This is a genomic window from Paenibacillus sp. FSL H8-0283, from assembly GCF_045040675.1.
Taxonomy (GTDB): Bacteria; Bacillota; Bacilli; order Paenibacillales; family Paenibacillaceae; genus Paenibacillus; species Paenibacillus amylolyticus.
Map to the genome: position 1 here is coordinate 5,299,937 of NZ_CP150295.1, position 24,900 is coordinate 5,324,836.

Annotated in this window: 23 protein-coding genes; 4 read left to right on the forward strand and 19 right to left on the reverse strand. The window is 42.6% G+C overall.

What is annotated here, in order from left to right:
* Positions 1-4: 4 nt before the first annotated feature.
* From MHI52_RS23365 to MHI52_RS23380, 4 genes are all read right to left on the reverse strand, one after another.
* The gene (locus MHI52_RS23365) at positions 5-805 is read right to left on the reverse strand and encodes an RHS repeat-associated core domain-containing protein (RefSeq protein WP_405159417.1); all 801 of its coding nucleotides are present in this window, start codon (positions 803-805) and stop codon (positions 5-7) included.
* Between the two features lie 12 nt (positions 806-817).
* Positions 818-1,678, reverse strand: coding sequence for a hypothetical protein (locus tag MHI52_RS23370; protein WP_405157723.1), 861 nt, complete (start codon positions 1,676-1,678; stop codon positions 818-820).
* 104 nt (positions 1,679-1,782) lie between these two features.
* Positions 1,783-2,220: a hypothetical protein gene (locus MHI52_RS23375; RefSeq protein ID WP_405157724.1), complete on the reverse strand. Its 438-nt coding sequence runs from the start codon at positions 2,218-2,220 to the stop codon at positions 1,783-1,785.
* Complete coding sequence (locus MHI52_RS23380) at positions 2,205-2,543, reverse strand: hypothetical protein (protein ID WP_405157725.1); 339 nt, start codon at positions 2,541-2,543, stop codon at positions 2,205-2,207. The genes MHI52_RS23375 and MHI52_RS23380 overlap by 16 nt, the downstream gene beginning before the upstream one ends.
* Before the next feature lie 311 nt (positions 2,544-2,854).
* On the opposite strand from MHI52_RS23380, the gene MHI52_RS23385 reads away from it, so the two are divergent.
* Complete coding sequence (locus tag MHI52_RS23385) at positions 2,855-3,466, forward strand: TetR/AcrR family transcriptional regulator (protein ID WP_405157726.1); 612 nt, start codon at positions 2,855-2,857, stop codon at positions 3,464-3,466.
* A gap of 421 nt (positions 3,467-3,887) precedes the next feature.
* Positions 3,888-5,210 carry an amidohydrolase family protein gene (locus MHI52_RS23390; protein WP_405157727.1) on the forward strand — a complete coding sequence of 441 codons (1,323 nt, stop codon included), beginning with the start codon at positions 3,888-3,890 and terminating at the stop codon, positions 5,208-5,210.
* A gap of 243 nt (positions 5,211-5,453) precedes the next feature.
* On the opposite strand, the gene MHI52_RS23395 is transcribed toward MHI52_RS23390, so the two are convergent.
* The 13 genes from MHI52_RS23395 to MHI52_RS23455 form a co-directional block, all read right to left on the reverse strand.
* Positions 5,454-6,857: a DHA2 family efflux MFS transporter permease subunit gene (locus MHI52_RS23395; RefSeq protein ID WP_076329188.1), complete on the reverse strand. Its 1,404-nt coding sequence runs from the start codon at positions 6,855-6,857 to the stop codon at positions 5,454-5,456.
* A 612-nt stretch (positions 6,858-7,469) separates the two neighbouring features.
* Positions 7,470-7,832 carry a hypothetical protein gene (locus tag MHI52_RS23400; protein WP_405157728.1) on the reverse strand — a complete coding sequence of 121 codons (363 nt, stop codon included), beginning with the start codon at positions 7,830-7,832 and terminating at the stop codon, positions 7,470-7,472.
* Between the two features lie 192 nt (positions 7,833-8,024).
* Positions 8,025-8,273: a type II toxin-antitoxin system HicB family antitoxin gene (locus tag MHI52_RS23405; protein WP_405157729.1), complete on the reverse strand. Its 249-nt coding sequence runs from the start codon at positions 8,271-8,273 to the stop codon at positions 8,025-8,027.
* 121 nt (positions 8,274-8,394) lie between these two features.
* Positions 8,395-8,988, reverse strand: a complete 594-nt coding sequence (locus MHI52_RS23410; RefSeq protein WP_405157730.1) for a YdeI family protein — start codon at positions 8,986-8,988, stop codon at positions 8,395-8,397.
* Between the two features lie 497 nt (positions 8,989-9,485).
* Positions 9,486-10,226, reverse strand: a complete 741-nt coding sequence (locus tag MHI52_RS23415; protein ID WP_405157731.1) for a hypothetical protein — start codon at positions 10,224-10,226, stop codon at positions 9,486-9,488.
* 769 nt (positions 10,227-10,995) lie between these two features.
* Positions 10,996-11,472 (reverse strand): EVE domain-containing protein, encoded by a 477-nt coding sequence (locus tag MHI52_RS23420; RefSeq protein WP_405157732.1) that lies wholly within the window; start codon positions 11,470-11,472, stop codon positions 10,996-10,998.
* Positions 11,473-11,498: 26 nt separating this feature from the next.
* Positions 11,499-12,035, reverse strand: a complete 537-nt coding sequence (locus MHI52_RS23425; protein WP_405157733.1) for a DinB family protein — start codon at positions 12,033-12,035, stop codon at positions 11,499-11,501.
* A 67-nt stretch (positions 12,036-12,102) separates the two neighbouring features.
* The gene (locus tag MHI52_RS23430) at positions 12,103-13,050 is read right to left on the reverse strand and encodes a helix-turn-helix transcriptional regulator (protein WP_405157734.1); all 948 of its coding nucleotides are present in this window, start codon (positions 13,048-13,050) and stop codon (positions 12,103-12,105) included.
* 301 nt (positions 13,051-13,351) lie between these two features.
* Positions 13,352-13,813 carry a helix-turn-helix transcriptional regulator gene (locus MHI52_RS23435; RefSeq protein WP_315370887.1) on the reverse strand — a complete coding sequence of 154 codons (462 nt, stop codon included), beginning with the start codon at positions 13,811-13,813 and terminating at the stop codon, positions 13,352-13,354.
* Between the two features lie 1,022 nt (positions 13,814-14,835).
* Positions 14,836-16,974: an RCC1 domain-containing protein gene (locus tag MHI52_RS23440; protein WP_405157735.1), complete on the reverse strand. Its 2,139-nt coding sequence runs from the start codon at positions 16,972-16,974 to the stop codon at positions 14,836-14,838.
* Positions 16,975-17,133: 159 nt separating this feature from the next.
* The gene (locus MHI52_RS23445; protein WP_340984455.1) at positions 17,134-17,961 is read right to left on the reverse strand and encodes a sugar phosphate isomerase/epimerase family protein; all 828 of its coding nucleotides are present in this window, start codon (positions 17,959-17,961) and stop codon (positions 17,134-17,136) included.
* A gap of 146 nt (positions 17,962-18,107) precedes the next feature.
* Positions 18,108-19,430, reverse strand: a complete 1,323-nt coding sequence (locus MHI52_RS23450) for an LLM class flavin-dependent oxidoreductase (RefSeq protein ID WP_340984454.1) — start codon at positions 19,428-19,430, stop codon at positions 18,108-18,110.
* The gene (locus MHI52_RS23455; RefSeq protein WP_340984453.1) at positions 19,412-20,608 is read right to left on the reverse strand and encodes an MFS transporter; all 1,197 of its coding nucleotides are present in this window, start codon (positions 20,606-20,608) and stop codon (positions 19,412-19,414) included. The genes MHI52_RS23450 and MHI52_RS23455 overlap by 19 nt, the downstream gene beginning before the upstream one ends.
* 320 nt (positions 20,609-20,928) lie before the next feature.
* On the opposite strand from MHI52_RS23455, the gene MHI52_RS23460 reads away from it, so the two are divergent.
* Together MHI52_RS23460 and MHI52_RS23465 are read left to right on the forward strand one after the other, a co-directional pair.
* Entirely contained in the window at positions 20,929-21,768 is an 840-nt protein-coding gene (locus tag MHI52_RS23460) for a winged helix-turn-helix domain-containing protein (protein ID WP_340984452.1), read from the forward strand.
* A gap of 56 nt (positions 21,769-21,824) precedes the next feature.
* Positions 21,825-23,075, forward strand: a complete 1,251-nt coding sequence (locus tag MHI52_RS23465) for an MFS transporter (protein ID WP_340984451.1) — start codon at positions 21,825-21,827, stop codon at positions 23,073-23,075.
* 217 nt (positions 23,076-23,292) lie between these two features.
* On the opposite strand, the gene MHI52_RS23470 is transcribed toward MHI52_RS23465, so the two are convergent.
* On the reverse strand, positions 23,293-23,736 hold the full coding sequence (locus MHI52_RS23470; protein WP_405157736.1) for a GNAT family N-acetyltransferase: 444 nt from the start codon (positions 23,734-23,736) through the stop codon (positions 23,293-23,295).
* Between the two features lie 244 nt (positions 23,737-23,980).
* On the reverse strand, positions 23,981-24,880 hold the full coding sequence (locus MHI52_RS23475) for an ROK family protein (protein WP_405159418.1): 900 nt from the start codon (positions 24,878-24,880) through the stop codon (positions 23,981-23,983).
* Positions 24,881-24,900: the final 20 nt, after the last annotated feature.

Consider the following 24,900-nt stretch of genomic DNA (forward strand, 5'->3'; position numbering starts at 1 on the left):
AGTTCTACTTTTTCAACTTCGGTTTAATATATTTATCCCATATAGATTTGTTGCTATGCATACTCGAATGAGAATCAATAGGTCCACCGTTCGGACTAAAGACGCCTAGCTTTTCAGCATCTTTGGCCCTCACATTTTCGGCACCTTTAAATGTACGCCCTTTAGTAGCACCCAAAGCCCACAGAGGCCCTCCATTTACCTGGATTTGGTCCTTTTTATTGTATACATGAATGTGTTGGCCAACGGAAGTATTTTTGTCTAAGTTGTAACCCCTAACTGGGGTAGCTATTGTAATCAAAGTGTCTACTTTCATTCCTTTTTTATCTAAAAGATTAGCTAACATGATGGCGACATTCCCACCATGGCTATGACCAACTAATCTTATTGGATCATCAGGGTTTTTAGAATGCCATTCATATACTTCTGTCACAAAATCCTTCGCCGCTTCTGAGCGAGCACCAGTTGAGTTGCCACCAGTCCATTTCATCTTTTTACTTGACTCATTAAAAAGTCCTTCCACATACTCCACAAAATCCGGAGTCCATGTATCTTCTGGATGCTCGGCACCCGAAAGATTCGTTCCGTGAATTAACCAGACCCTATGACCACTCGGATCTACATACTTCAACGGATTATTATGAACATACGAATACAAATTCTGGCTCAGCGGATCATTTAGTTCGCCTTCATACGTATCCTTTTTTATAAATCGTCCAACCCCAGGATCATAATATCTCGCCCGCAGATAGTATAGCCCTGTCTCTTCATCCTGAATTTCTCCTGCATACTTAAATGAATTCTTGATCTCTTCCGTCTGCTACAGGATATTGCCCCATTCATCATACTGGTAGCTATTCACCGTAGTACCGTTCTCGTTAATTATCTGTACAACATCACCGTGACCGTTATAGAGATAATAATACTTTTTATTCGTGCTAGCATCTCTTTTTGCTAACATCCGATCCGGTCCCCAGACATAACTCGCAATCGCCTGATTCGAATCATTAGACTCCGATATTACCTGTCCGTTATTGTTATACGCATAACGAACTTTCTCTTTTACTGGTGGATTTCCTGTTCCATTAGCCGCTCTAGTCGTTGTCTCTTTGTACAAGCGCAGTCCTTGCATTTCATATTCGAACTCAGTAGTCATATTACCTTCGGTGATAGTCTTTAGCTGATCCCACAGGTTAAATGTATACGTCTGTTCTCTAGCGAATTGTAATAAACGATCATCTTCTGCTAGTGTCTTACGATTACCTCGGGCATCGTAGGTATAGTCTATCGTCTCACCTGTAGGACGTTTCACCTGAATTAACCGATCCAACTTATCATATTTATAATCAGTTATACCTGATGCATCTGTTACAGAAGTGATGTTCCCATTACTATCATAACTGTACTGATACTGAGATAGTACCGTAGTACCTTTCTTGTTGGTAACTTTCAGTAACCGACCAATAGCATCATATTGGTTATCTGTAGTTAACACACTACCGTCCGATAGTCTCGGGTAGATAATACTCTTTATCTTACCATCCGGTTCATAGATATACTGAGCATTGGCATTATCTGCTACAGAAACCTGATATGTTCCATTCGTCTGTACTTTACTAATTCGTGTCTTATCGTACTTGTAGTGTGTAAAATAATCAAACGCATCAGCAATATTTTTCAATCTATTCTGATCGTCATACTCATGTCGTACAACTGTGACAACACCATCATATATCGTCCCCTTATACCTTTGCGCACCATATGTATTGTGATCACTATAGGTAGTTATAACACTTGAACCATTCCGTTGTTCTTCCTGCGTGATGGACCAAATTTACGGAACTGATATACATTTTTTATCGTATTCGATCCTGCAATCTTCATCGTACTTCGACCCGTTTCATCATACAAATAATAGATCGAAGTATTGTTGGGATTTTTGCGGACAGAGACTTGTCCAAGCTTATTGCGATTAAATACGTCCTGATTAGCACCTGGATCAGTACTTGTTTTCAAAAGTCCTGTTTCATCATAAGTTTTATTTGTCACCCAACTCTTCGTTCCGTCAGTTTGAGTTGTACTCTGCAACTGCCCGAGCTTATTATAGCTATACGACGTTGTTTGATTCAATGCATCCTGTACGGAAGTTAGTCGATTTAATCTGTCATATTGATAACGGGTTGTATTCCGATTCGGATCCACATAGGTTAATACATTACCCAAGTGATCATAGTGTAATCCTCTTGAACAACTGCGGCATTTCGATTCGGCCAATTCGGATATCCTTTCCTTGCGATCTCTCTCCCCCATTGATCACTAAATGTTTCAAGTACATTCCGTTTCAGACTGTCCTGAGCGTTAGCGCGGAAAGCGGTAACGTCACTGGCCGCAACCAGATAAGAGGTATTCTTCCGATCAATAATATCGTAATCCGTACGGTACAGGTTACCAAAAGCATCTGTAGATTCAAATGCTCTCCCCCATTTATCATAGGCTGCTGTTGATACATTCCCACTAGTATCAATAACATATATCGGACGAGACATAGAATCATAATGATACTGAGCCAGAACAAGTTCATTTCCTGCTAAATTGTCAAGTTGGCCTAGTAGAACTCCATTACCGAATCCATTGTAAAATTCATTGTTTAACATCATCATAGCTGACCTCATTATCATCTAATCTAGTAGTTTTCGTATGGGAGTCAATTCGAGTTGTAATGATTAACTCTTCTATTACTTGACACGAAATTTCCAACGTTCATGTAATATTCTCAACATTTTCACATTTGACACCCCCCTCAAAAAGGTCTATCTTAATAACGAACCAACCATTCACTATTAAGGAGTCGTTCCCGATGGTGCAATCCAAGAAAGACGAAGTCAGGAAAGAGATTGAATACGCGGCGCTCAAGGTCTTTTTTGAAAAGGGCTATGCGGATGCCAAGATGAGCGATATCGCGGATGAGATCAATATTTCCGTGGGCAATATCTATACTTATTTTAAGAACAAGAAAGAACTATTCTACGCCGTTGTGCCACCGGATCTGGTGGATTATCTGAAAAATGTGTTGGTGGAGACGATTCACTTTGATAACCAGACTTTGTTTGAGGAAACGGATAGCGAGCGAAAGTCGGCGCTGTTGCAGGAACAGGTGGATGTGTTACGTAAATACCGGAATCAGATCGTGATCATCTTCGAAAAGAATAAAGGCACCATCTACACCAACGCCAAGAATGAACTTGTTGAGCTGATGATTGAAACCAAGAAGGTCTATCTGAAGAACCAATATAAACGGTATGAGATTGGCACCGAGGAGAATTTGATCTTGCTGAACATTCTCGCGCACAATGTAATCGACATGAACCTGGATCTATTGAAGCGGGATATGAGTGAGGATAGCCGAAAGCAAATATTCGAAGCTTTGTATGTATACAGACTGTACGGTATGAAGAGTCTCAACGAATAACGCTCCTTCTCATCAATTATGCCAGGTAGACAAAGCGTGCAGATCAGATCAACTCACTTGGTTTGCACGCAAAAAAAACACTAACATTATGTCACTCTATTTTTTTGGCCCAAAAATGAATTTATAATTCATTTTTAAGACGAATATTTACCATTTACCAAACTTTTTAAGTTGAACCCATATTTACACGATAACGGAGAGGACAGAAATAACCAGAGGAAGCGAAGCGTTCGCCTGAAAGCTTTCTGAAAGAAAGCTACATCGGAAGCATAAGCTATCACCGGATTTTCCCTATTAAGAGGGAATCAAAAAAATCTGGGGATAATAGCGATCCGAAGGTTGTTCTGTCATCGGAGTGGCAAGTGTACATACCCTCTTTCAACTTATATAATCCCATCCACATTCTAAGGAGGAACACAACATGAACACCGCTTACGCATTAAAAAACGTCCATCTGATCCACGGAGATCTGAAGCGTAATCCACAAAAAAACATGACGATTCTCGTCAATGAACAAGGACTTATCCAGGATATCGGCCGAGATCATGATCTGAATATTCCAAGTCACTACACAACCATCGACCTCTCAGGAAAATACATTATGCCTGGACTGATCAATGCACACGTGCACCTCTTTGCAGATGGTAAACCGTTCAGTCTCTCGGTCAGTGAAGGATTGTTGCAGTTTGCCTATGATCGAATATTGAACACCAAGTTTGGTAGAAACGTTTTGAAAAAACGAATGAAACGCAACGCGCTGACCGCACTCCATGCGGGTGTGACAACGATGCGCAGTGTGGGTGAATTCTTTTACACCGATGTCCAGCTACGGGATGAGATTAACAACGGTGACTTTGTCGGTCCCAATTTGCTAGTATCCGGATTTTTCCTAAGTGTCACGGGCGGACATGGTGCTCCATTTCTCGCTCTGATGGGCGACTCCCCATGGGAAGGCAGAAGAAATGTGCGGATCAATGTGAAACACGGCGTGGATCTAATCAAAATCTGTGTGACGGGTGGCGTGACGGATGCGAAGATGGTTGGCGAAGCTGGACGTTTACAGATGACGGTGGACGAAGTTTCGGCGATCTGCAACGAAGCGCATAAGATTGGTTTGCGGGTGGCAGCGCATGTGGAAAGCACGGAAGGCGTAAGAGTAGCTTTACATGGTGGCGTCGATACCATCGAGCACGGTTCGGAGATGGACGACGAAATCATTCGTTTGTACAAAAATAATCCCAATGCCCTGAATGGCTACACCGCACTCATCCCCACCCTGCAAGCCGCCTATCCATCCGCTTCACTGGATACCAACGTAACAAAGGTAAGTGCAACGGTAAAAGAGAATTCCAAACTGGTTTACGATTCCATGCTCAAAGGTGTAAAACAAGCGATCAAAAACGACATCACCATCGGGATCGGCACAGATGCCGCCATGCCTTACGTGACTCACTATGATATGTGGAGAGAGATGGACCACTACATGAGACAGGCCAACCTGAACAACAAACAGGTCATCGACATGGTGACCCGAACCAATGCGAAAATCCTCGGTGTTGAAGATGTAACAGGAACGGTGGATATCGGAAAACATGCTGATTTGATTATCATGGAGCAAAATCCACTGGAACATATCGAGGCCTTGTCAGACATCTCTATGGTCATGGTCAAAGGAAATCTAATTCAAACACCATCTGTCACAAGAATCACAGAAGTCGACGATGTTCTAAACTCAGTTTGGTAAATTCAGGGGTGAAATCATGCTTGGTATATTGTTATCCTCTATGATTATTGGGTCAACGGTATTTTTACAACCTTTTGAAAAACACCCTACAAGATGGACTTTTTCATAGTGTCTATCTTGTAGGGTACAATTTAGTTTTTAAAAGATGATCTGTATCTCAACTTATTAGATCATCATCAAATCAGTATTCGGTAAAGTTGTCTCATAATAGTAGTCCACTGATCTGGCAGAGCTATATTATGACTATTCCGAGTTTCCAGACCACTTCTGGACTTTCACTCGTCTTACAAATACACCTAGAACAAGTCCGGCAAGGGCTACAAACATCGTGAAGAATAATGCGTTCTGCATACCAGCGGTTAACGCCAATGTTGCATTTCCCGGCTCCGTAGGATCAGCCACACTCTTAATAAAGTCTGCGGTTCCGGTTGTCATGATACTTACTGCCATTGCAATACCGATAGCTCCTGCGATTTGTTGAAGTGTGTTCAATATAGCCGCACCATCGGGGTACATATCAGAAGGTAGCTGATTCAGACCATTTGTCTGAGCAGGCATCCATACCATCAGAATTCCGACAATCAGACAGGTATGCATGACCATAATCAAAGCAATGGACGAAGCAACCGTAATATTAGAACAGAACCATAGAGTGACTGCAACTATGATAAGACCAGGGACTACCAAAAATTTAGGTCCGAATTTGTCAAATAGTGCCCCTACGACAGGAGAAAGTACAGCTGAAATTACACTGCCTGGTAGAAGAATAAGTCCAGTCGTCAGTGCGCTTAATTCAAGAACTCGAATCATAAACATGGGAAGAATGAACATGGACGATAGAAAAACCATCATACATATGAATACCAGCAAAGTACCTATAGCAAACATAGGGTTCTGTAGAGTTCTTAAGTTCATTAAAGGTTTTTTCATGTTCAGTTGACGAATGACAAATAGGATTAATGCGATAACCCCGGCAATCAGGGGTACAATAACAACAGGGTTACTCCAACCATGATCTCCCTCTCCTGCACTACTAATACCATAAACAAGTCCACCAAAACCAATTGTCGACAAGACTAGAGAGTATATATCAATACGTGGTTTGGTTATAGGTGCTACATTTTTCATAAACGCTACGCCTGCCAACAAAGCAAGCACCAGAGCCATCAACGATACCCAGAATATCCAATTCCAGCTTAGATAATCAATTAAAAGACCTGAGATGGCTGGGCCTAAAGCAGGTCCCGCTGTGAACACAAGACTGACTAGTCCCATCGCTTTTCCGCGTTTCTCGGCTGGGAATATAATAAGAGCCGTATTAAGCATCAATGGGAATAATAGCCCTGCTCCAGCTGCTTGAAGTATCCTCCCTAATAGCAAGATATCAAAACTTCCCGCCATAGCACCAATTGCAGATCCTACGATAGACATACTGACTGATGTCAGGAAAAGTTGACGTGTTGAAAACCATTGTATCAATAGTCCAGAAAGAGGAACTAGAATTCCCAGTGTAAGTAAGTAACCACTTGTTAACCATTGAACTTTAGCTTCCGTAATCGCGAACTGATTAATAATATCACTTATAGCAATATTAATTGCCGTTTCATTAAAAGTACCTATGATACCAGCAAGCATCAATGCAAACATAATAGGGAAAACCTTAACATTTGGAACTTTTTGAATTTCAGAAATAGTACCTGATTGCAAAACCTTCACTCCTCAGTGTCTTTCAAATTTTTGATTCATGTTAGAAATTAAGTAGAACTAAATACCTCTGTCTGCATATGTTAACCAGAACTGCAATAGCAGGAAAGGCATTGTGTTTTGCTCATATATAAACCTCCTTTTGGAAAGTTATCTGATTCTCGTTCAAAATCTGCAGGAGAACTTTCAACTTTTTGATCATAACATACGCCTGTCAAGGCCCCCCCTGAACCAAAGAGAAAGTCAACCCCCCTTTTTTTTGATTCACAAAAAAACCGCAACGATGTGCTACTTTCTTACGATATTTATTTTTTTACAATTACCTATGTTCCCAGAGATTCAGCGATGTTTAAACTTAGTCTGTCGCGTCTGACCTGAAACCAAAAAGGTGTATTCAGATAATATGAGCAAGTTGCGAAGTCAGTTATTTTGCTTTGAAGTTTCTTCAAAAAAAATTGGCGACCTCTCCCCGATTGAATTCTAGGGAAAAAGTCGCCGCTTAGTGAAAATCTTTTTATTTGTCTCTACGTGATGGGGCTATGATCAGTGATGTACTTATTTATTAGCACTTTTACGATAATTTTGCTTCTCACTCATATTTGAATTTTTTGGGCCTTTCTTTCGAGACTCCTTAGCTAACTCATCTTGCAAATCAAAGTCAACCCGATTAAAAGGATTCACTCTAAAAGGTCGTGATATTTCTACAATTTTTCTCAGAGCTTGCTGTAAATGCTCTTCATTGATATGATCATCACCTTTCTTAGAAGCAATAATTTTAGATATTTCAAAAGGGTCTTCCGCCTTATCTCCAAGATCTACATCAAAGTTCGATACTTCTCTTTCAGAGATGGATTCAGTAATACGTTTGGTTTGAATCTTTTTACCTAATAACATTACCAAGTTGGCTATCCATCTCATTGGAAATTTGACCTAGCAATAACAACTCCAGCGAATTGTTGATCGAGATATCGATTCTTGTAGAAATGATGCTTTAATTCAGTCCATTCCCGTTACTAGTCATTATTCTCAAAGTTTTCCCATCTATTATCAAAATATTTTCACTAGTTGTAACAACTCACAGTTATTTATTCCGATCTTTCTGCTGAAGCTTCAGATATTTGCTTCAATTAAATACGCTTTATCTTTAGGGTTCAATAATTGTGGCATTATGCTTTGAGGAGGCGGAATATCTTCAACAGGTTCTCCATCCAAAAATAATTCTAGTGCTTCTTTCGCCATCAATAATGCTTCTTCAACTGAATCGCCACAGGTGATACATCCGGGCAGATCAGGAAATGTAACATTAATTCCATCCTCAGCAAAATTAAAAATTGCGTAGTATTGGTAAGTTCGAATCATATGGGACACTCTCCTGTTATCTATACTTTTAGCAAAAACAGCAAAAAGCCTTTCGGATTATATCTGAAAGGCTCTCAACTCGCTTTTACTCTTAATTTCCCTCAAATATATTGTTATAAGATTAATCATTCAACCCTTTGCCCTCCAGGATCGGTTGCATATACTTCTCGATTCGTGACACTTTTGTTTTGGATTGCTTCGGTTGTGAGAAATAATAAAGATATGCCCGCTGCCGTCCGGGTGTCAGTGCTTCAAATGCATCTCGGAAAGCAGGATTCTCATCGAACTGCTGCTGGAGTTCCTCGGGAACGCTATATTCGGCAGTTTTTTTCATTTCTACTTGCAGTCCGGCCTGTTCTACTTCAATCACTTGCTGGATATAGGCTTTGATCATAGCCTCCTGCTCCACAATCTGCTCCAGACTGGTGAAGCGAAGCTGGCGCTCTGCCTGTACATTCTCCGTTTGCTGGACCAAAATGCCGTGTGTATCCTTCAGCAGAGCACCTTTGAAAAACAGAATGGCCACGTATTCTTTGAATCCATGGATTAAAACGATGTTTTTTCCATCCAGCATGTAACAAGGGTGCATCCATTTCATATCCTCTGTCAGTTCAAAATCCCGAATAATCTCTCTCAGCTTTGTGGACTCTTCCTTCCACGTTTTGAGTTTCTTTAGATAGCCGTCAACTTTGCGATTCCCACTTGTATCCGTCATGGAGAAATACCTCTCTTTATCTCATGTTCTTATAGGATCAATTGTAATGGTTTTCAGTGGATTGTACAGCGTTGCTTACAGAGCTTTTATTGACTTTTCCACTTGAATTTAAACCTTAATAGCAACAAAGACCAGCCTGTTAGATGGCCTATAATTAAAGAAAGTGATTTAAGAAGACGTATTAATTGGTTTGAATTATTTGGGATTACTTATTTATGGAGAGCAACGGACCTGATTCTAAAACCCTTTTCCCCAACTAAACAACTATTCTTTTCAATGTTTATAAAGACTCAGCAAAAAGGAACTATGTGCAAACTAACTGATGATCAACTTCAATTCTTTAAAAAGACGGACCCACAACTGTTTGATAAACTCGTAGAACAATCTGAACTCCCATCAAGTTAATTCCGGCTACGGATAAGAAATAAGACAGCCAGCTCCCAAGTACGGGGGCTGGCTGTCTTATTTAATTCTACTTGTTGATGGAACAGAAAGTCTTAAGAACCTTCAAGCACCTTATCTTCAATTACAGGCGCCGGTATTTCTTTAATCTCTACGGATTCTTCCGGAGCAAAACTCTGGATCTTCATCGGCATGGAATCCAGGTACTTGTACTCTTCGGTCTTGGTAGAGCTAGTTACAATTTCACCGTTTTTGTCTTTCTGATAAATCACACGTTTTGTCGGTAAACCCGTATTTACATCAATGGTTACAACTTCCTTGTGGAGGTTATCCTCCGAAACAGCTTTTTGCTCGTTACTCTGTGTAGCAGAACGGGATTGTGTGCCCGCTGCTTCCAGTACTGTCCAATCCTGACTCCGTAATTCTTCTTTTGCATTCTCCAAGAGCGAGATCTGTAGCAACTTCTCATTTTCAGCAGCTATGTTGTCCGGCATGGTCCAGGTATTCCCGACCAATTTCCCTGTCTCGAAATCTCGACCATACGAAGTGATTTTCTTACCACCATCTTCAACAATCGATTTATTATGAAGCTGGTTATCACGGTATTCCTCAGTGATTTCTGTCAAATTCACACGGTCCCGGTAGCGAACGATGTATGACCCGTCTTCAAACGATTCTTTAATGTAATCGACCTTACCCTGAGTCGCCTTCAGTGCTGCGCTTTCAACATCGCTTTGAGCACTAACTACAGATGGTTCATTCAAGTACATGTAGCCACTCACAGATGTAGCTACCAGTGTTATGGTGAGGATTGAAACCAATGTTTTTTTCTTCACAGGTAGACCCTCCTCTTATTTAGTCAGTATACATTCCTAACGCTTTATTCTGCTTTTTAGGTCCAGCCATTTACATATCCACTATCAAAATATCCTGTTGAGTTAGATCCTGCTTGGTGATCCTGCAACCTACACGCATTTAGATACATGTAGAAGCCTTCAATTCAGCATCAAAAGATTGCATATAATAGTCAGACTGTAGCCCTTTCATTACACCAGACAAATTATTACAAGAGCTAGAATACATTGGAGTCACTCTACTTGTTTTAAGCAACCGATGTGTAATAATAATTAAAGATCTTCCTGTCGGGATATAGAATAATACGATCGCAAATACGAATAAGACAAAATACTTACTACTTACACTGCTCAATTTTACTACAAATATTATCCAAATCCATATTTTATTCAAAACTATCTACCATATCCAATCAAAAAAATGTGTCATTTTGTAATGAAATATTAAATAATATGTTCTTACGTAGATAATTCCCATAAGAAGCCCGATATGGTTTTAGTTTCATCTTTAGAGTTATGGTTCTTCAATTGAAAATCGAAAAAAAGCCGCATGATTAGCGGCTCGTCGTGCACTCTTAAATTCTCCTACGCTCACTCACTATTGGTCTGTTTATGTCAAACCGACTATTTATAACATGTACACAACGGTTACTCATGGATGTCTCACACATCCGTAATGATCGTCAGAGCTTTTTATGATTATGCATAAAGCAAAAAGGTCCATAGACAATCTATGGGCCTTTTGCTTTGGTTAACATTTATGGCTTAAGCTAATATCCAGTAGTGACTGTGTCTCATCTTCCAACATGGATGAAGCTATCATCATGAAGTCTTCAGCCCCAATCTCAAAGTGACCTTTACGAAATGGAAACCCCCAATTGCGATTCTCGCGTGTAAAACTAAGCTGGTCTAACAACGTTGCAATCTTTACATCTCGACACGGAAGATAACGGAGATATCGGCGAAAGGGTATAAAGGATTCCGACATCTGATATTGGTATATCCTGTCGTCGGTAATTTGACCAATAGCGGTAAAAGCCTGAAGTGGCTGCCCTGTTGATATGTCTGTGCGTGGAGAATAGTATATCAGCCAATCACCCGCGGACATCTGTCGCAACAGCGCTGACTTGCCATGGCACACCTGCGCAAACCCGCCCTCTACGGCTACATTTACATGAGAAGCAGATACAACACCAATCCAATACCTGCTGTCCTGATTTGGTTTCATGGATACATCTCATTCCCTTCTCTCGTTTATATTTCCAGATTCGATTTCAATCGGTCTAATTGCAAAAAATGATGTCTGTAGTGCATCTCTATCAACAAAAACCACTCCTGAGCGTTTAGAGCGCCAAGCCTTGGATGACGTATTTTGTTGTTTACGGACGCTTGGTGTAAAACAGATGCCATGCTTCTCATCCGATCCACTACCTCGTGAAGCCCATCGATCAAGGATCCCATACTCTCGGGTGGTTGCGGGGTGTACTGCGGGGAAGCAGGGACTTTAACAGGCACGGGAGGGAATTGTCCTAATTCAAACACTTGCCTACCCAGTTCTGTTTTTTCCTCACCCGAGTTTAATGTTGAATCCCCGCTGCTCAAACACTGCTCAATATTATGCAGATGCATGAAAAGCGCTGATTGAATCAAATGTACATACATCTGTCCAATGGACCATTCCTCTTCACTCTGTTTTTTATGTAAGCTCCCCATATCCAATTTGTTCAGTTCTGCCAAATATCGTTCTACTGCCGTTTCAAATGATGTCAATACTTCCGTTGTACTTCTCATCCTTCAACCCACTCCTCTTGATCTGTGATATATCAAAGTATAAAAAAACACTACTGACAGGTGTATGTCAGTAGTGTTTTAAGATGTTTTTGGCTACTTCCTGCATTCGGAAGCGCAAAGACTCCGGCTCCAAGACCTCGATATCTCCACCCCATCCAAGTAAATAATGCAATATTTCTTCCGGGTAGCGGACACGAAAATGAAACATGATACCTTCCTCTTGCTCCTCAAATGCATCCATATAAAAATGAAGGGCCTCCATAATTTTGTCAGCGATTTCAGGTTTAGCCCTGATTAATACTTGTTCGTTACGGTCGTCAGGAGGTCGATAACTGTTTAGATCAAAATCCGGTGGCAAAAGGAATTGATCCTCCAGCACGGAAAGTTCATTCATCCGTGACAAACGAAAATGACGAATATCTTGTCTCATATCACAACGTGCGATTAACACCCAATTCTCCTGAACCAGTGAGAGTCCGTATGGAGAAACCTCACGCATGTTATACCGATTGCCATCCGTTCCTGGCATTTTTTTCAGGTACATAAAACTGATTTTACGTTGCTCCAGAATAGCATTACGTATCTGGTTAAGGTATGTTTTCACCCGCGCTCGGGTTAAAGGTTCAACCGTATGAAGCAGTCGCATCGTTTCCCGAACACGTATTGATTCGTTTCGAACGGCTTCTGGTAAAATCGCTTCAATTTTTCGTTGAGCCGACTTAGCCTCCATCACGTATTCTGTATCCAATCTCTGTTCGATAAAATCAGCTCCCATGAGCAGGGATACGGCTTCTTCTGCGGTGAAGCTTACCGGGGGCAGAAAATATCCTTCCATGAGGGAATACCCATGACCCGGAGCTCCCATAATCGGAACACCAGCTTCGCTTAATGCCTGAATATCTCGATATATCGTACGTACACTTGTCTCAAATTGAGCCGCTAAATCTTCTGCTCGTAACATCTTTCTTCGTTGCAATTCAAGCGTAATCGCAAGCTGCCGCTCCGTTTTGTTCATTCTCTAAGCCCCCATCGTTTCATCATCCAAACCGTTAAACTACCCTAACATGGTGGTGAAACGCTCCAGTTCCTTATCATCCCATCTGGATATACGGTCATAAAAAGTTGACTCCTTCTCCTTGAGCGTACCAACCGTCGATTGTTCTGGTTTACAAAGGATTATATAGAACCACTTACCCCAATTTACTTGTCTTACTTAATTTAAACCTTAAATAAAAGCAAGGCCACCCCTATCCCGGATAGCTCTTGCTTTTACTCAATTGATTGCAACTACACTTACATTTTCAACATCAATCCATTTAATCAACTTCCTGTCGTGGAATGATATAAAAATAAAAAACTAAACCAATTATCATAGATGGAATTAACGCAGTAAATATGTTTTGCCCGAACGTAATAAATACTAATTTAACCACTTCACTTAAATTCTCACTCCACAAATCTTGATAGCGCTCTTGCTCTCTCCACCCTTTAATCAATATTGTCACGGCAAATATAATGCAGTAACTAATTAATCCATATTTCAAACTTTTTTTGAATTTATTTTCCTCTTGCTTCTCCTCAATTAACATAACCTCCAAAGAAACATCGAGTAGATCAGCAATTTTCATCATGTTTTTTTTGCTTGGATAACCATTTCCTAATTCCCATTTTGAGATGGATTTATCGCTAACATCTAATAACTCTGCAAGTTCCTGTTGTGTGATTTCTTTTTGTTCACGATACTGTTTTAACTTTTCACTCAATATATTCTTCGTCATTTGCTCACCACCATTGTTTTGTTGTTTACTTCTAAGTTAATTAAAACCAAATATAGGGTCCATATAAAGGAATTTTAGAAAATAGAATTCTATTTTTCTGAAATTCCTCAACTCTTTGGGTGCCTTTTAAGGATTAATCCATACTATTACACAATACATACACGTTTTGCTTTCCTAAAATAACATTGCCGCTGGGTTCCCATACAAAAACAGGAAACCAACGGCAATGTTAAAGTTACAACAACAAAATTACTTCACTCTATTATACCTAGTTATTGATACTGAGTTTTCATGCTTATCAAAAAGATTGAGACAAGTAATAAGATCTGAAATCCCTTCGCATAATGGCCTTCATCATTTGTCAGCCATTTCGAGTTTTGCTCGTGGATTAATGGTACATTATCATGGAAAAGGAAAGGATATTACGCTATGGTTAAACGTACAATATCTTACTGCTGATGATAACATCCTCTGACGAGATTACGTCATTAAAAGACAGTAACTATGGGGGAATGATCCCTAGGTAGTGGAGGTCACAAAATGAGAAAAAAGCGATGGATTGTGAGCATAGTCATTTTGATTATCATACTTTTCATAAGTGAATGTGTGATGTTGTCCTCAGAAAAGGTTGGAGTTCTCAACATAACGCAGAGAGTCATTTCAGGTGCACCTCATGTTGTCGTTCAAGGGCAGACACTGTCTTACCAAGGTAAGGTTAAGTGGGAGGATATACAGAATAGTATCGAAGTATATTCCGTAAGCGATGAAGGAACGATCTTGTATAAAGCACTAGGCACCCCTGTCCCACCACCTTGGATATATGTGAGAAAAGAAAACCAACAGGGTTTCCGATATAAGTTCCCACACCTCCCTTGGAAACTATAAATCACCTATCACTTACCTTAGCCGTTATCTTTGCGATTCCCACTTGTATCTGTTATTGAGAAATACCTACGAAACATCCAAGATAATGTTGTCCTGGGTCCGTAGGTACTTGTAAAATCTTGGAAATTAATGCTTCATCAATCAGGAGACATAGTTAACGTGAACACACTCTCCCAAGGCGTTTTTATAATGTCGTTATACCTCGTGTCCACTTTCAAGCCACTCGACCAAGAGCCCCATGCACTCCCATTGCTAAATACAGGGTCCGAAGTTAAAGGAACATCTATATACATCGCATAGCTACCTACAATTTTCTTGTCTTTAGGAGCAGAAATGAGTTGTACAACACGATCCTTACGAAGCTTCAAATCATTCGGTCCATTGGCATGCACAATCTCATATTGAATGTAGGTACGCATATACAATACCCCATTACGATATGTCACCATACTTGGTTCAGGACGAACATCTCCCTGAATAATCACTTTCTTGTTCTTAATCCATTTCACATACCCTTCCATCTGAAGCTCTCTGGCTGTCTTATCACCCATCTTGCTGGTAGAACCACCAGCATGGCTTTCCAATGCTGGTGCCCAATTCATATTGATGGTGCGGTAATCTGTATTCAGCAATAGCTCATAGTACTTTGAAATATGATTGGCATAACGCCCAAAGTCATCACTGGTTAACTCAATGGGAAGTCCCACGGCTTTTGACCGGTAGAGCTGCGCTGCATTCAAAGACAAACCTTTGAGAGAATTCGCCTTAGGAAATTCTTTCTCATAATACTGATTAGGGATACCCGCGAGAACATAAGGATATTTTGACGCTTTAGCAGGCAAAGCTTTTGTTCTAATTAGTTTACCGTAGTCATCCAGATTATCCTTTTGAGTAAAATCTGCAGTATATATCCCATATGATCTATCGAATGAGTAGTAATTGAATGTTAGATTGAATGCTTCAGAAAGTACCCTTAGGGGGACATAGACTTCCCCATTTCGGAACTGCGCTGAGGTATTTGACGAAAGGACATTCCCTTTGCCATCGACCATACTGCTTTTGGTCACAGATAACGAATGGGTAGAATCGTTCATGTTTAATTTACCGTTGGAGATAGAAGCAGCCCATTTTGCTTGTTTGGCAAAAGCGAGCGACGGGATCATAACTTCCTGTTTTATCGTTAGATAAGGTTTGTTCGACGTAAAGTAGAGATTTTTACCATTTAAATTCAAACGAACGCTTTGATCCCATACATTGAGAGTTGGCCACTGAAATGGAACCTTAACAGGGATAGGTGAGTTCTTCTTTTTGTTGGGCAGCTCCATTCCAAGGCCACCTCTATAATTAAATCCCCAAGCCCATACACTTAGATCCTCTTTTTGAACAACCATGTGTCCACCGTCTGCTTCACTTACCAAACGTACATTCTTGAGGATAATCTTGGGGACCGTGGCTTGATTGGCTGTCCCATCTCCTAATGTACCTGTTCGATTGTCCCCCCAACCATACATATTTCCAGATTCATCCAAAGCAAAACTCGCATCAGATGAATTCGAGATGTCCATAATTTTGGGTAGCTGCTGTATTTGTACAGCAGAGTCCCCGCTCTTGGTCCATACAGTGCCATCTTCTTTAAGGAACACAGATCCATACTGATCTACCTTTTTGACATCCGTTATTGTTATGTATTGTCTTGCTACAGAAGTTCCAGGCATAACATGCCACACCGTACCGTCTTGTCGAATGAAATACGACCCGAAGATATCTTTAACCTGATCTAGTCCAGGGATAAGCATGGGTAAAACTGGTTCAAAATACGAATTTTTCCAGGCCAGAACCTGCCCATCTTTTCGTAATGCATAGATATAATTTTGAGTAGCCTCCACTTGCACAATCTTCTCATCTTCACTGAAGTGAGTTTTATCTCCTGAATACACCTTAGTATACTCTGTTAGTTCCCCGACTCCCCTTCCTTTCCATACCGTTCCGTCCTGGGTCACCACAATAGCCGCTCCGTACACTACAGAAACGTCTACAATATGACTAATTCCTTGTAACACGTATTGTGCATAGTTCGTCTTGCTACCTTCGTCACTACCAAAACCACCCCATGATATCAAAATTCCTTCTTCTGTTAGCACTTGAGTACCCGACGATGAGCTGATTTTTTGGAGTTTTGGAATTTTATTAGTAGAGGTTGCTGCATGGGTGTACGATGGTGCTGCAGTGAGAATAATTAGAACTAAGACTAACCAAACCTTTAAAAACTTTTTCATTATACCCTCCTTATATGTACTAAATTACTAATAATGCAAGTCTAGCAGTCCTAGGTAATTTTTACTATCCATAAATTTCTGTCACCCCTACAAAAGTAACAAAAAGTCATTCAGCACACATATGAATGGCTTGTGCACTGATAACAGAAGTTGTTAACACTAAAGTGTGGCAAACACCTGATCGAACCCAGCCTTCGACTTGGCAAATAGTTCATTCGTACCAAGATTCGATGCCGGGGCCAGTACTTCCTGAGCCACCACACCATTGTAGCCAATCGCCTGCAGATTTCTCAGAAATCCACCCAGATCAATGACCCCTTCGCCGGGATACAAACGCTCATAATCCAGTAATTCCTCGATCGGCAAATCATAGGCATCGTTGATATGCACATGAACAATCTGCTCTTTCTTCAACTTCAAAAGATCTTCCATCGGCAAACCATTCGTATGCCAGTGATAGGAATCTACGAGCAGGCCAACATTTGGCGCATGGATCGTTTCGATCCAGTCCAGGGTATCCTCCACACGCCAGATAAACGGGTTCTTCCATTGCGTCCGCAAGTGATGGCAACCAACAAACTCCAGCCCTAACTTAATCCCGTAAGTATCCAAGATATCTGCGCAGAGTCTCAAGCGTTTCGTAGCCGCTGCCATAAATTGCGCTGCCGGTTGATCCGTTGAGGGTAAAATATACGTGCAACAGCTGTAACAGTCCAGCGAAGCAGAAGCTTCTGCCATAGCGACCAAAGATTGCAACCCCTCACGAAATTGCTCATCTGTCGTCCGCCACTCTACCGTCAGACCCGATGAACCGATGATCACCTTATTGCTTTCCAGCAGATGTTGTGCCTGTTCTTTGCCATACGTTTCAATCAATGAGAGCGGATTCAAATCTACAGATCCGAATCCGTGCTTAGCCGCATCTATGATATATTGTTCATCAGACTCGATATTGCCCAGTCCCGCATTCGTTAACCCTTTAATCATCCCAATCTCCTCCTGTGACTCGTCTGGAATTGCAACTTGTGTATCATTTTCTTTGTCATTTTATAATAGCAGTACTCTCCGAAAAAGAAACCATCAAAAAAGAGCCGCAACAACGTTATATTAACGTCATTACTGCTCTAGCTTCTCTATCTCACACGCTCTAATGTATATCGATTACGCGGGATCTTAAGACCCAGATTCTCCCGAAGCGTCTCATGTTCATACTCCGTACGGAACAGCCCTCGTTCTTGCAGAACCGGAACAACTAACTCCACAAAATCTTCCAAGCCATTGGGCACCACGGTACGAACATTGAATCCGTCTGCCGCTTCACCTTCAAACCATTCCTGAATCTGATCTGCGATCTGATCCGGTGTACCAATAAACGATGTACGCGGGGTAGATGCCAGCAATGCCACTTGGCGCAAGGTCAGCCCCTGTTCCCGTGCCTGTTGCTTGATCTTGTCTGTTGTACTGCGGAAACTGTTGCTACCGATCTCCCCAATCTCGGGAAAAGGTTCGTCCAGCGGGAACTGGGAGAAGTCGTAATGATCGAAGTAACGTCCCAGATAATTCAGCGCCTGATCAATACTCACCAGTTCGGCAATTTCCTGATATTTCTGCTCAGCCTCTTCCGCTGTTCTACCCACAATGGGACCGATGCCAGGGAAGATCAGGATATCCGCTCCCTGACGTCCATATGCCACCGCTCTTGCCTTCACATCCCGGTAGAACTCCCTTGCTTCCTCCAACGTCTCATGTCCTGTGTACACGGCATCCGCCGATCGGGCGGCCAGATCTTTACCAGATTCAGATGAGCCCGCTTGGAAAATGACCGGATGACCCTGCTTCGAACGCCCCACATTAAGCGGACCCTGTACCGAGAAGTACGCTCCCTTGTGATTTAGCGTATGTAGCTTGGCAGGATCGAAGAATACGCCCTGTTCTTTGTCTCCGACAAAGGCATCGTCCTCCCAGGAATCCCAAAGTCCTTTGACCACATTTAGATGTTCTTCCGCAATTTCGTAGCGTAGCGCATGGTTCGGATGTTCGCCTTTGCCAAAGTTCAGTGCCGAACCTTCCAGAGGTGAAGTAACCACATTCCATCCGGCTCTCCCACCGCTTAATTGATCCAACGAGGCAAATTGCCGCGCAACCGTGAAGGGTTCACTATAGGAAGTAGATAATGTAGCAACCAGCCCGATGTGGGAAGTTACCCCGGCGAGTGCGGACAGAAGCGTCAAAGGTTCGAAGCGATTGAGAAAATGAGGATTGGACTTCTCGTTGATGAAGAGACCATCTGCAATAAAGAGCAGATCAAACTTCCCTTTTTCCGCGATACGCACCTGCTTCTTGTAGAACTCCAGACTAACGCTCGCGTTAATGGGAATATCCGGGTGACGCCAAAAGGAAATGCTGTTACCCACTCCGTTCAGATTAGCTCCCAACTTCAATTGTCGTTGCGACATATATATTCCTCCCTATGTTGTGGTGATGACACTGCCCAAGCCGCTCCAAGTAATACAATTCCTGTGAAGAGAAAAATAAACGGAATGCCGATCCATCCACCGAGAAAACCACCGATTAACGGTCCAAGTACAATACCGAACTGACTCGCCGTCTGGCTCAAACTGACAGCCCTCCCACGAAAATCGTGATCAGCATACTTGATGATCAGCGCATTAAGCGCGGGATAGACTGCGGCAAAGAACAAACCATAAACAAATCGCAGGCTGCCAAAATAAATCAGATTATTTGCTGTCATTTGCAGCAGACTGCCAATTCCGCCGCCAATCAGACCAATAAACAGGGTTTTCTCGTATCCGATCCTTCCACCAATCTTCCCCCATCGCGGCCCCATAATGACCGTTGCCACACCAATCGCCGAGAAGACAATCCCTGCACTAAGTGTTGCACTGCCAACATCTCCACCAATCTGGACCACATAGAGCGTCAGCACCGGTTCGATGATGAGCACGGAGGTCGAGACTAGGAGAATCAAACTGTAGATTCGAATCAAACCCGGCGTGGAAGCCGCTCTTTTCAAATCCCCTATGATCCTTGTTGGTACTATCGTACGAGCTTGTCGTGACTCCTTAACACCGAGGACCATCAGTGCCGCGAGTAATGTAATGACAGCGGATGCAATGAAACATCCCCGCAGTCCGATCCAGTGACTCAACACACCACCGGCAAGAGGACCAAGAATCCCGCCCGCAGCGCTGGCCGTGGAGATCACGCCAAGTGCATAACCCACCTGTTTATCCGGAGTATTGGTGCCAATCAGTGTAATCGAGGCGGGATAAAAACCAGCCATGAGTCCCTGAAAGACCCTCACCGCGATAAACGTATACGGATCATACACAAAGAAGTTAGCCAGATGTGCAATGCCTAGCCCTACTCCGGAACGGACTAGCATCAGTTTGCTGCCATATTGATCAGCCAGTGATCCCCAGAAGGGTGCGCATAATCCGCTGATCAGAAAGCTGATGGAGATCGAAATACCGGACCAAGCCTCCAGACCGCTCTGTATACCAAGATCATTTTGCAGAAATATAGGAAAGAACGGAACGGACAGCGAGTACGCCATATGATTGAAAAACAGGCCGAACCACAGAATATACAGATTTCGCTTCCATTGTGGCATCTTGGCATTCTCCATACTATATAATTCCTATATAAAAAGTAGGTTATTATCCATATTAGGGTAACGTCATCAGAAAGTATAATAGAAAAGTTCAATAGACCCATTCAAGAATTAAATGAATGGGTTTTGTGGAATGAGGATATTTGGTACGAACATGGAAAATTTATGTTGAAACAACAAATAGGTTCGTATAATATAAAACTAATTACTTGTTCTATAAATATAGAACTAATCCAGAAAGGAACTATACTCTTATGAACTACACAGTAGAAGTTGATTTTGCGCCAATTTATGAATGTGTAAGCACCCTGAGCGCTTTTATGAGTAAACAAAATCATACTAACCTGGATGCCGGGAAACGGTGGGTTCGTGATGTACAGGATCGATTCTCTCCAGCCAAACTTCAACAAATGCGAGATACGATGAAAGCCACAGACAATTTCAGCCTTGCGCCATATATATGGAGCTGTTCAGGGGAACGTTCGGTGAATGGCTTTTTGAATTGGCTTGAAGAGTTGTCCTCAGGACAATTGTATGACATCGCCGCTCGCTTCAAGTTATCTGTCCCCTCCAATCTGTCCGAATTGCGCAGTCGGACATCCGAAGTGCTCCGAGAATGGGATACTCAGTATTTTGGGCACATCAATCCGGCAATTATTGAGGGACTCTCTTTGGAAGCTGAATCGAGACGTTCCAGTCTGAACGGGACGAATGACCAAGAGGTCTATGAACAAGCTACACAGGGCATGAGGATATATCCCAACCATACGCTAAAAAAAATAATCCTCATCCCTCAATATCATGCACGTCCATTTGTCACCTCAGTGATCTTTGACGAGATGATCTTCACTAATTATTCTTGCGATATTCTTCCAACAGAACCGGGACGACCAGACCCTGGGTTACTGCGTCTAACCCGGGCACTGTCCGATGAAAACAGACTGTTCATCTTAAGACTACTGGCTGGTAAACAGCTGACCTTCACTGAAATTGTCCGTGAGGTTGGACTGTCCAAGAGCACGGTGCATTACCATCTAATAGCCTTGCGAGCAGCCGGGCTAATTATCGTGCATTATGATTACAAAAACACCGAATATAGCCTGCGCTTGGAAGCTCTAAACAACCTTCCACGGCAGATTGGAGCTTATATTGAAGGTTGAGTTCAAGCATTTCCTTCTCCACAAATTGCACTATTCTATCATATGGAGGAACCTTAATGCTGAAGCGAAGTTACTACGGTTTATTGGCTACTGTTACTCTTAGTTCTCTAGGTGATGTGTTTGGTCTTTTGGCCATGGAATGGCTTGTTTATGAATTAACTGCCTCTAAGCTAGCCATGGGTGCTATGGCACTAAGCTTCAGCATTCCTGAAGTAGTCTTCCGGCTACTTGGATCACCGTTGTCCGACAGACTGCATCGTGGACGGTTCATGGCCGGATTGGCTGCAGTACGACTGTTGGCTCTTTTGTTGCCACTGAGTATGGGTATTGCGGGCCAATTACAACTTTGGCACCTGTTTCTCGCCGCAGCACTCAGCGGAGCCTGCTCCGCCCTCTTCATGCCAACGGCCATGGCTGTTGTACCAGGTGTAGCTGGCGAACACAAACTTCTGCGGGCATTCGCAGTGATCGATGGTTGTCGAAATGCCGCTGCCTTGCTGGGACCTGCCTTTGCCGGAGCTCTAACGGCTGCATCCGGAGCGTTACCAACACTTGGCATCAACGCTATTTGCTACATTGCAGCCATCACCGCACTGCTCTATCTGCCCACAATGCAGAAACCAGCAGCTCAAGCATCTTTTTCTCTCAAAGCTTATATCCGAGATATTGGAGAGGGTTTCTCTTTTTATCGGCGATTCCCAGCCATGCTCTCGATTATGGTAATGGTTTCGATCAGCAATATGTCCTCTGTAGCCATCTGGACCATGATGATTCCTTTTGTCCGCGAAGTGCTGCACCGGGATGCCGCCGCCATGGGCACTCTGACCACCGCTTCTGCATTTGGCACACTAGCAGGACTAGCTATTATCTCGTGGATGGGTGAAATCAAGAGACGACGCACGGTCATGCTGTGCAGTTTAGCTGTGATTGGGCTTTTCAACGCTTTGTTGGGACTATTTCCGAGTTACCCATTTGCACTTATTGCCTTATGTGCTGCAGGAGCAGCCGGACCTTTCTTCGGTTCTCTAAGCTCTTCGTTACACGGTACGCTTGTGCCCAGTTCTCTACAAGGCCGGGTTAATTCGATCCGTTTTCTGATTGGTGGAGGGTTACAACCCGTAGGCGCTTTTGCAGGTGCAGTGGTTGCAGAAGTCTTTGGCCTTCCCTTCCTCTTTCTGTCTTTAGGTCTTCTTCCTTTCATCTGTTCGATAGCTGCTTCATTTCTCCCGAATCTGAAAGATTTGAATGGTGACCTCGATACTCTACTACATAAGCCATCCAATAAAGTTCATATTACAAGTAGTTAATAACACTAAAGGCGCCGTCCCTTTTTATTGGAACGACGCTTTTGACGTGTGACAACGATAGCAGTTTACTTCAAACATGCCGTGATACAACATCTATCCCCACTTTCCAAACATGCGGGATCGGTATCCGGACATAGGTAATTGTGAGATAAAAGCCAACTCTTCGCTTCTTAATATTTTTTTCTATACTCTCCATTAACGTGTAAATATGAAAATACTATTCCGGCACTTGGACCGACATAAATACATCAACCTCGTCTTCACTGTCCAATATAAATCCAAATCGTTCATACAATCGACGAGCAGGGCTTCCCTGCAAAACATTTAAAATAACACGTTTCCCCTGAACTTCATCCTGTTCCAGCAGCATGTCCAGTACCTGAGTTCCTATTCTCTGGCCTTGATAATCGGGATGTATGTAGAAATGTTCCAATAGATATGCCTCAGACTTGGGCTTCAACGCTACACAACCTACCATTGAACCCTCCACTTCAATAATCTGTGTCTGGGCAGGATTGAATGTATTCCGGAAACGTTCACGCACCTTCACATCATCGTACCTTCCCAGTCTGGTTAGATCATCGTATAATACCAAGGCTCGCAAATCAGCGAGTTGCTCTTGGTCTGCCTCTACAGCTTGACGCATTGTTATTGGGTTCATTTGTTGAATTCCTTTCCATTAGAGACACGTTAATTTTTGAATGTCTTATCGCACTATAGAACACTAAAAATCATACCTTTGGCAACTCACTTGAGCAACATCGGATTTTAGAACGCACTATATTTTTCAAATATATTAAACTCCTCAAAAAAATAAAAAAGCCCAAAAAGGACGGTGCAGTCTTGCTTATACCAATAAGCGAACCTGCAGCCATCCCTTCTGGGATGTAGATTATTATAGAAAACTATGAAACATGTGAAGCTTGTGCCGTATGTTGTAATGCTTCCAGACCCAATGCTAACGCACCACATAGGCCTGCATGCTGGCCCAATCCGGGCTGCACAATATATTGGTCGATATGTTGCGTGATTGGGGCAGCATTTACATAACCATTAAGATTCCGCACTACCTGCTCCCGGATCATAGGAAACAGATGATCTTGCTGCATCACACCACCGCCCAGGATGATCTTCTGCGGCGAATGAAGCAGGATGGCCGTTGTAATCGACTCCGCAATGTAAAAGGATTCGATCTCCCACGCCGGATGATCTGCCGGCAGTTCACTGCCAGGGATCTGCCAACGGGCTTCAATGGCTGGTCCTGCAGCCATACCCTCCAGACAATCGCCATGATACGGGCATAATCCGGCAAAGTGATCGTCTGGATGGCGTCTTGTGCGAATATGTCCACCCTCGGGATGTAACAATCCGTGGACTCGTTGGCCCCCTTCCACAAGTCCGACACCAACTCCTGTGCCAATCGTGTAATATACACAGTTATCCAGCCCTTGAGCCGCTCCCCAAGTCACTTCACCGAGCGCGGCAGCATTCACATCCGTATCCCATCCAAAAGGAACCGAAAATTCATGCTTCAAGGTTCCAACCACATTACAGTTTCCCCACCCAGGCTTAGGTGTGGTCGTAATATAACCATAGGTGGGACTATCCGGTTGCAGATCAATCGGACCAAAGGAGCCGACCCCTATGGCTTCCACATCTTTATCCCTGAAATACTCGATCACCTTGGCAAGAGTGGTCTCCGGATGTTCTGTTGGAAAGCTGATCCGATCTTCAATCTGTCCATGTTCATTACCTACACCACATACAAACTTTGTTCCGCCCGCTTCTATGGCTCCAATGCGCATCATTCTGGGCTCCTTTCCTT

Coding starts and splice junctions, on each gene's coding strand:
- MHI52_RS23425 (WP_405157733.1), bottom strand. CDS start 12,035: ATGAGAAGTACAACGGAAGTATTGACATCATTTGAAACGGCAGTAGAA.
- MHI52_RS23460 (WP_340984452.1), top strand. CDS start 20,929: ATGAGTAAACAAAATCATACTAACCTGGATGCCGGGAAACGGTGGGTT.
- MHI52_RS23445 (WP_340984455.1), bottom strand. CDS start 17,961: ATGATTAAAGGGTTAACGAATGCGGGACTGGGCAATATCGAGTCTGAT.
- MHI52_RS23465 (WP_340984451.1), top strand. CDS start 21,825: ATGCTGAAGCGAAGTTACTACGGTTTATTGGCTACTGTTACTCTTAGT.
- MHI52_RS23380 (WP_405157725.1), bottom strand. CDS start 2,543: ATGTCTCGTCCGATATATGTTATTGATACTAGTGGGAATGTATCAACA.
- MHI52_RS23455 (WP_340984453.1), bottom strand. CDS start 20,608: ATGCCACAATGGAAGCGAAATCTGTATATTCTGTGGTTCGGCCTGTTT.
- MHI52_RS23395 (WP_076329188.1), bottom strand. CDS start 6,857: ATGTTTGCATTGATGCTTGCTGGTATCATAGGTACTTTTAATGAAACG.
- MHI52_RS23470 (WP_405157736.1), bottom strand. CDS start 23,736: ATGAACCCAATAACAATGCGTCAAGCTGTAGAGGCAGACCAAGAGCAA.
- MHI52_RS23420 (WP_405157732.1), bottom strand. CDS start 11,472: ATGAAACCAAATCAGGACAGCAGGTATTGGATTGGTGTTGTATCTGCT.
- MHI52_RS23450 (WP_340984454.1), bottom strand. CDS start 19,430: ATGTCGCAACGACAATTGAAGTTGGGAGCTAATCTGAACGGAGTGGGT.
- MHI52_RS23400 (WP_405157728.1), bottom strand. CDS start 7,832: ATGAGATGGATAGCCAACTTGGTAATGTTATTAGGTAAAAAGATTCAA.
- MHI52_RS23390 (WP_405157727.1), top strand. CDS start 3,888: ATGAACACCGCTTACGCATTAAAAAACGTCCATCTGATCCACGGAGAT.
- MHI52_RS23475 (WP_405159418.1), bottom strand. CDS start 24,880: ATGCGCATTGGAGCCATAGAAGCGGGCGGAACAAAGTTTGTATGTGGT.
- MHI52_RS23405 (WP_405157729.1), bottom strand. CDS start 8,273: ATGATTCGAACTTACCAATACTACGCAATTTTTAATTTTGCTGAGGAT.
- MHI52_RS23435 (WP_315370887.1), bottom strand. CDS start 13,813: ATGACGAAGAATATATTGAGTGAAAAGTTAAAACAGTATCGTGAACAA.
- MHI52_RS23385 (WP_405157726.1), top strand. CDS start 2,855: ATGGTGCAATCCAAGAAAGACGAAGTCAGGAAAGAGATTGAATACGCG.
- MHI52_RS23440 (WP_405157735.1), bottom strand. CDS start 16,974: ATGAAAAAGTTTTTAAAGGTTTGGTTAGTCTTAGTTCTAATTATTCTC.
- MHI52_RS23430 (WP_405157734.1), bottom strand. CDS start 13,050: ATGAACAAAACGGAGCGGCAGCTTGCGATTACGCTTGAATTGCAACGA.
- MHI52_RS23410 (WP_405157730.1), bottom strand. CDS start 8,988: ATGACGGATACAAGTGGGAATCGCAAAGTTGACGGCTATCTAAAGAAA.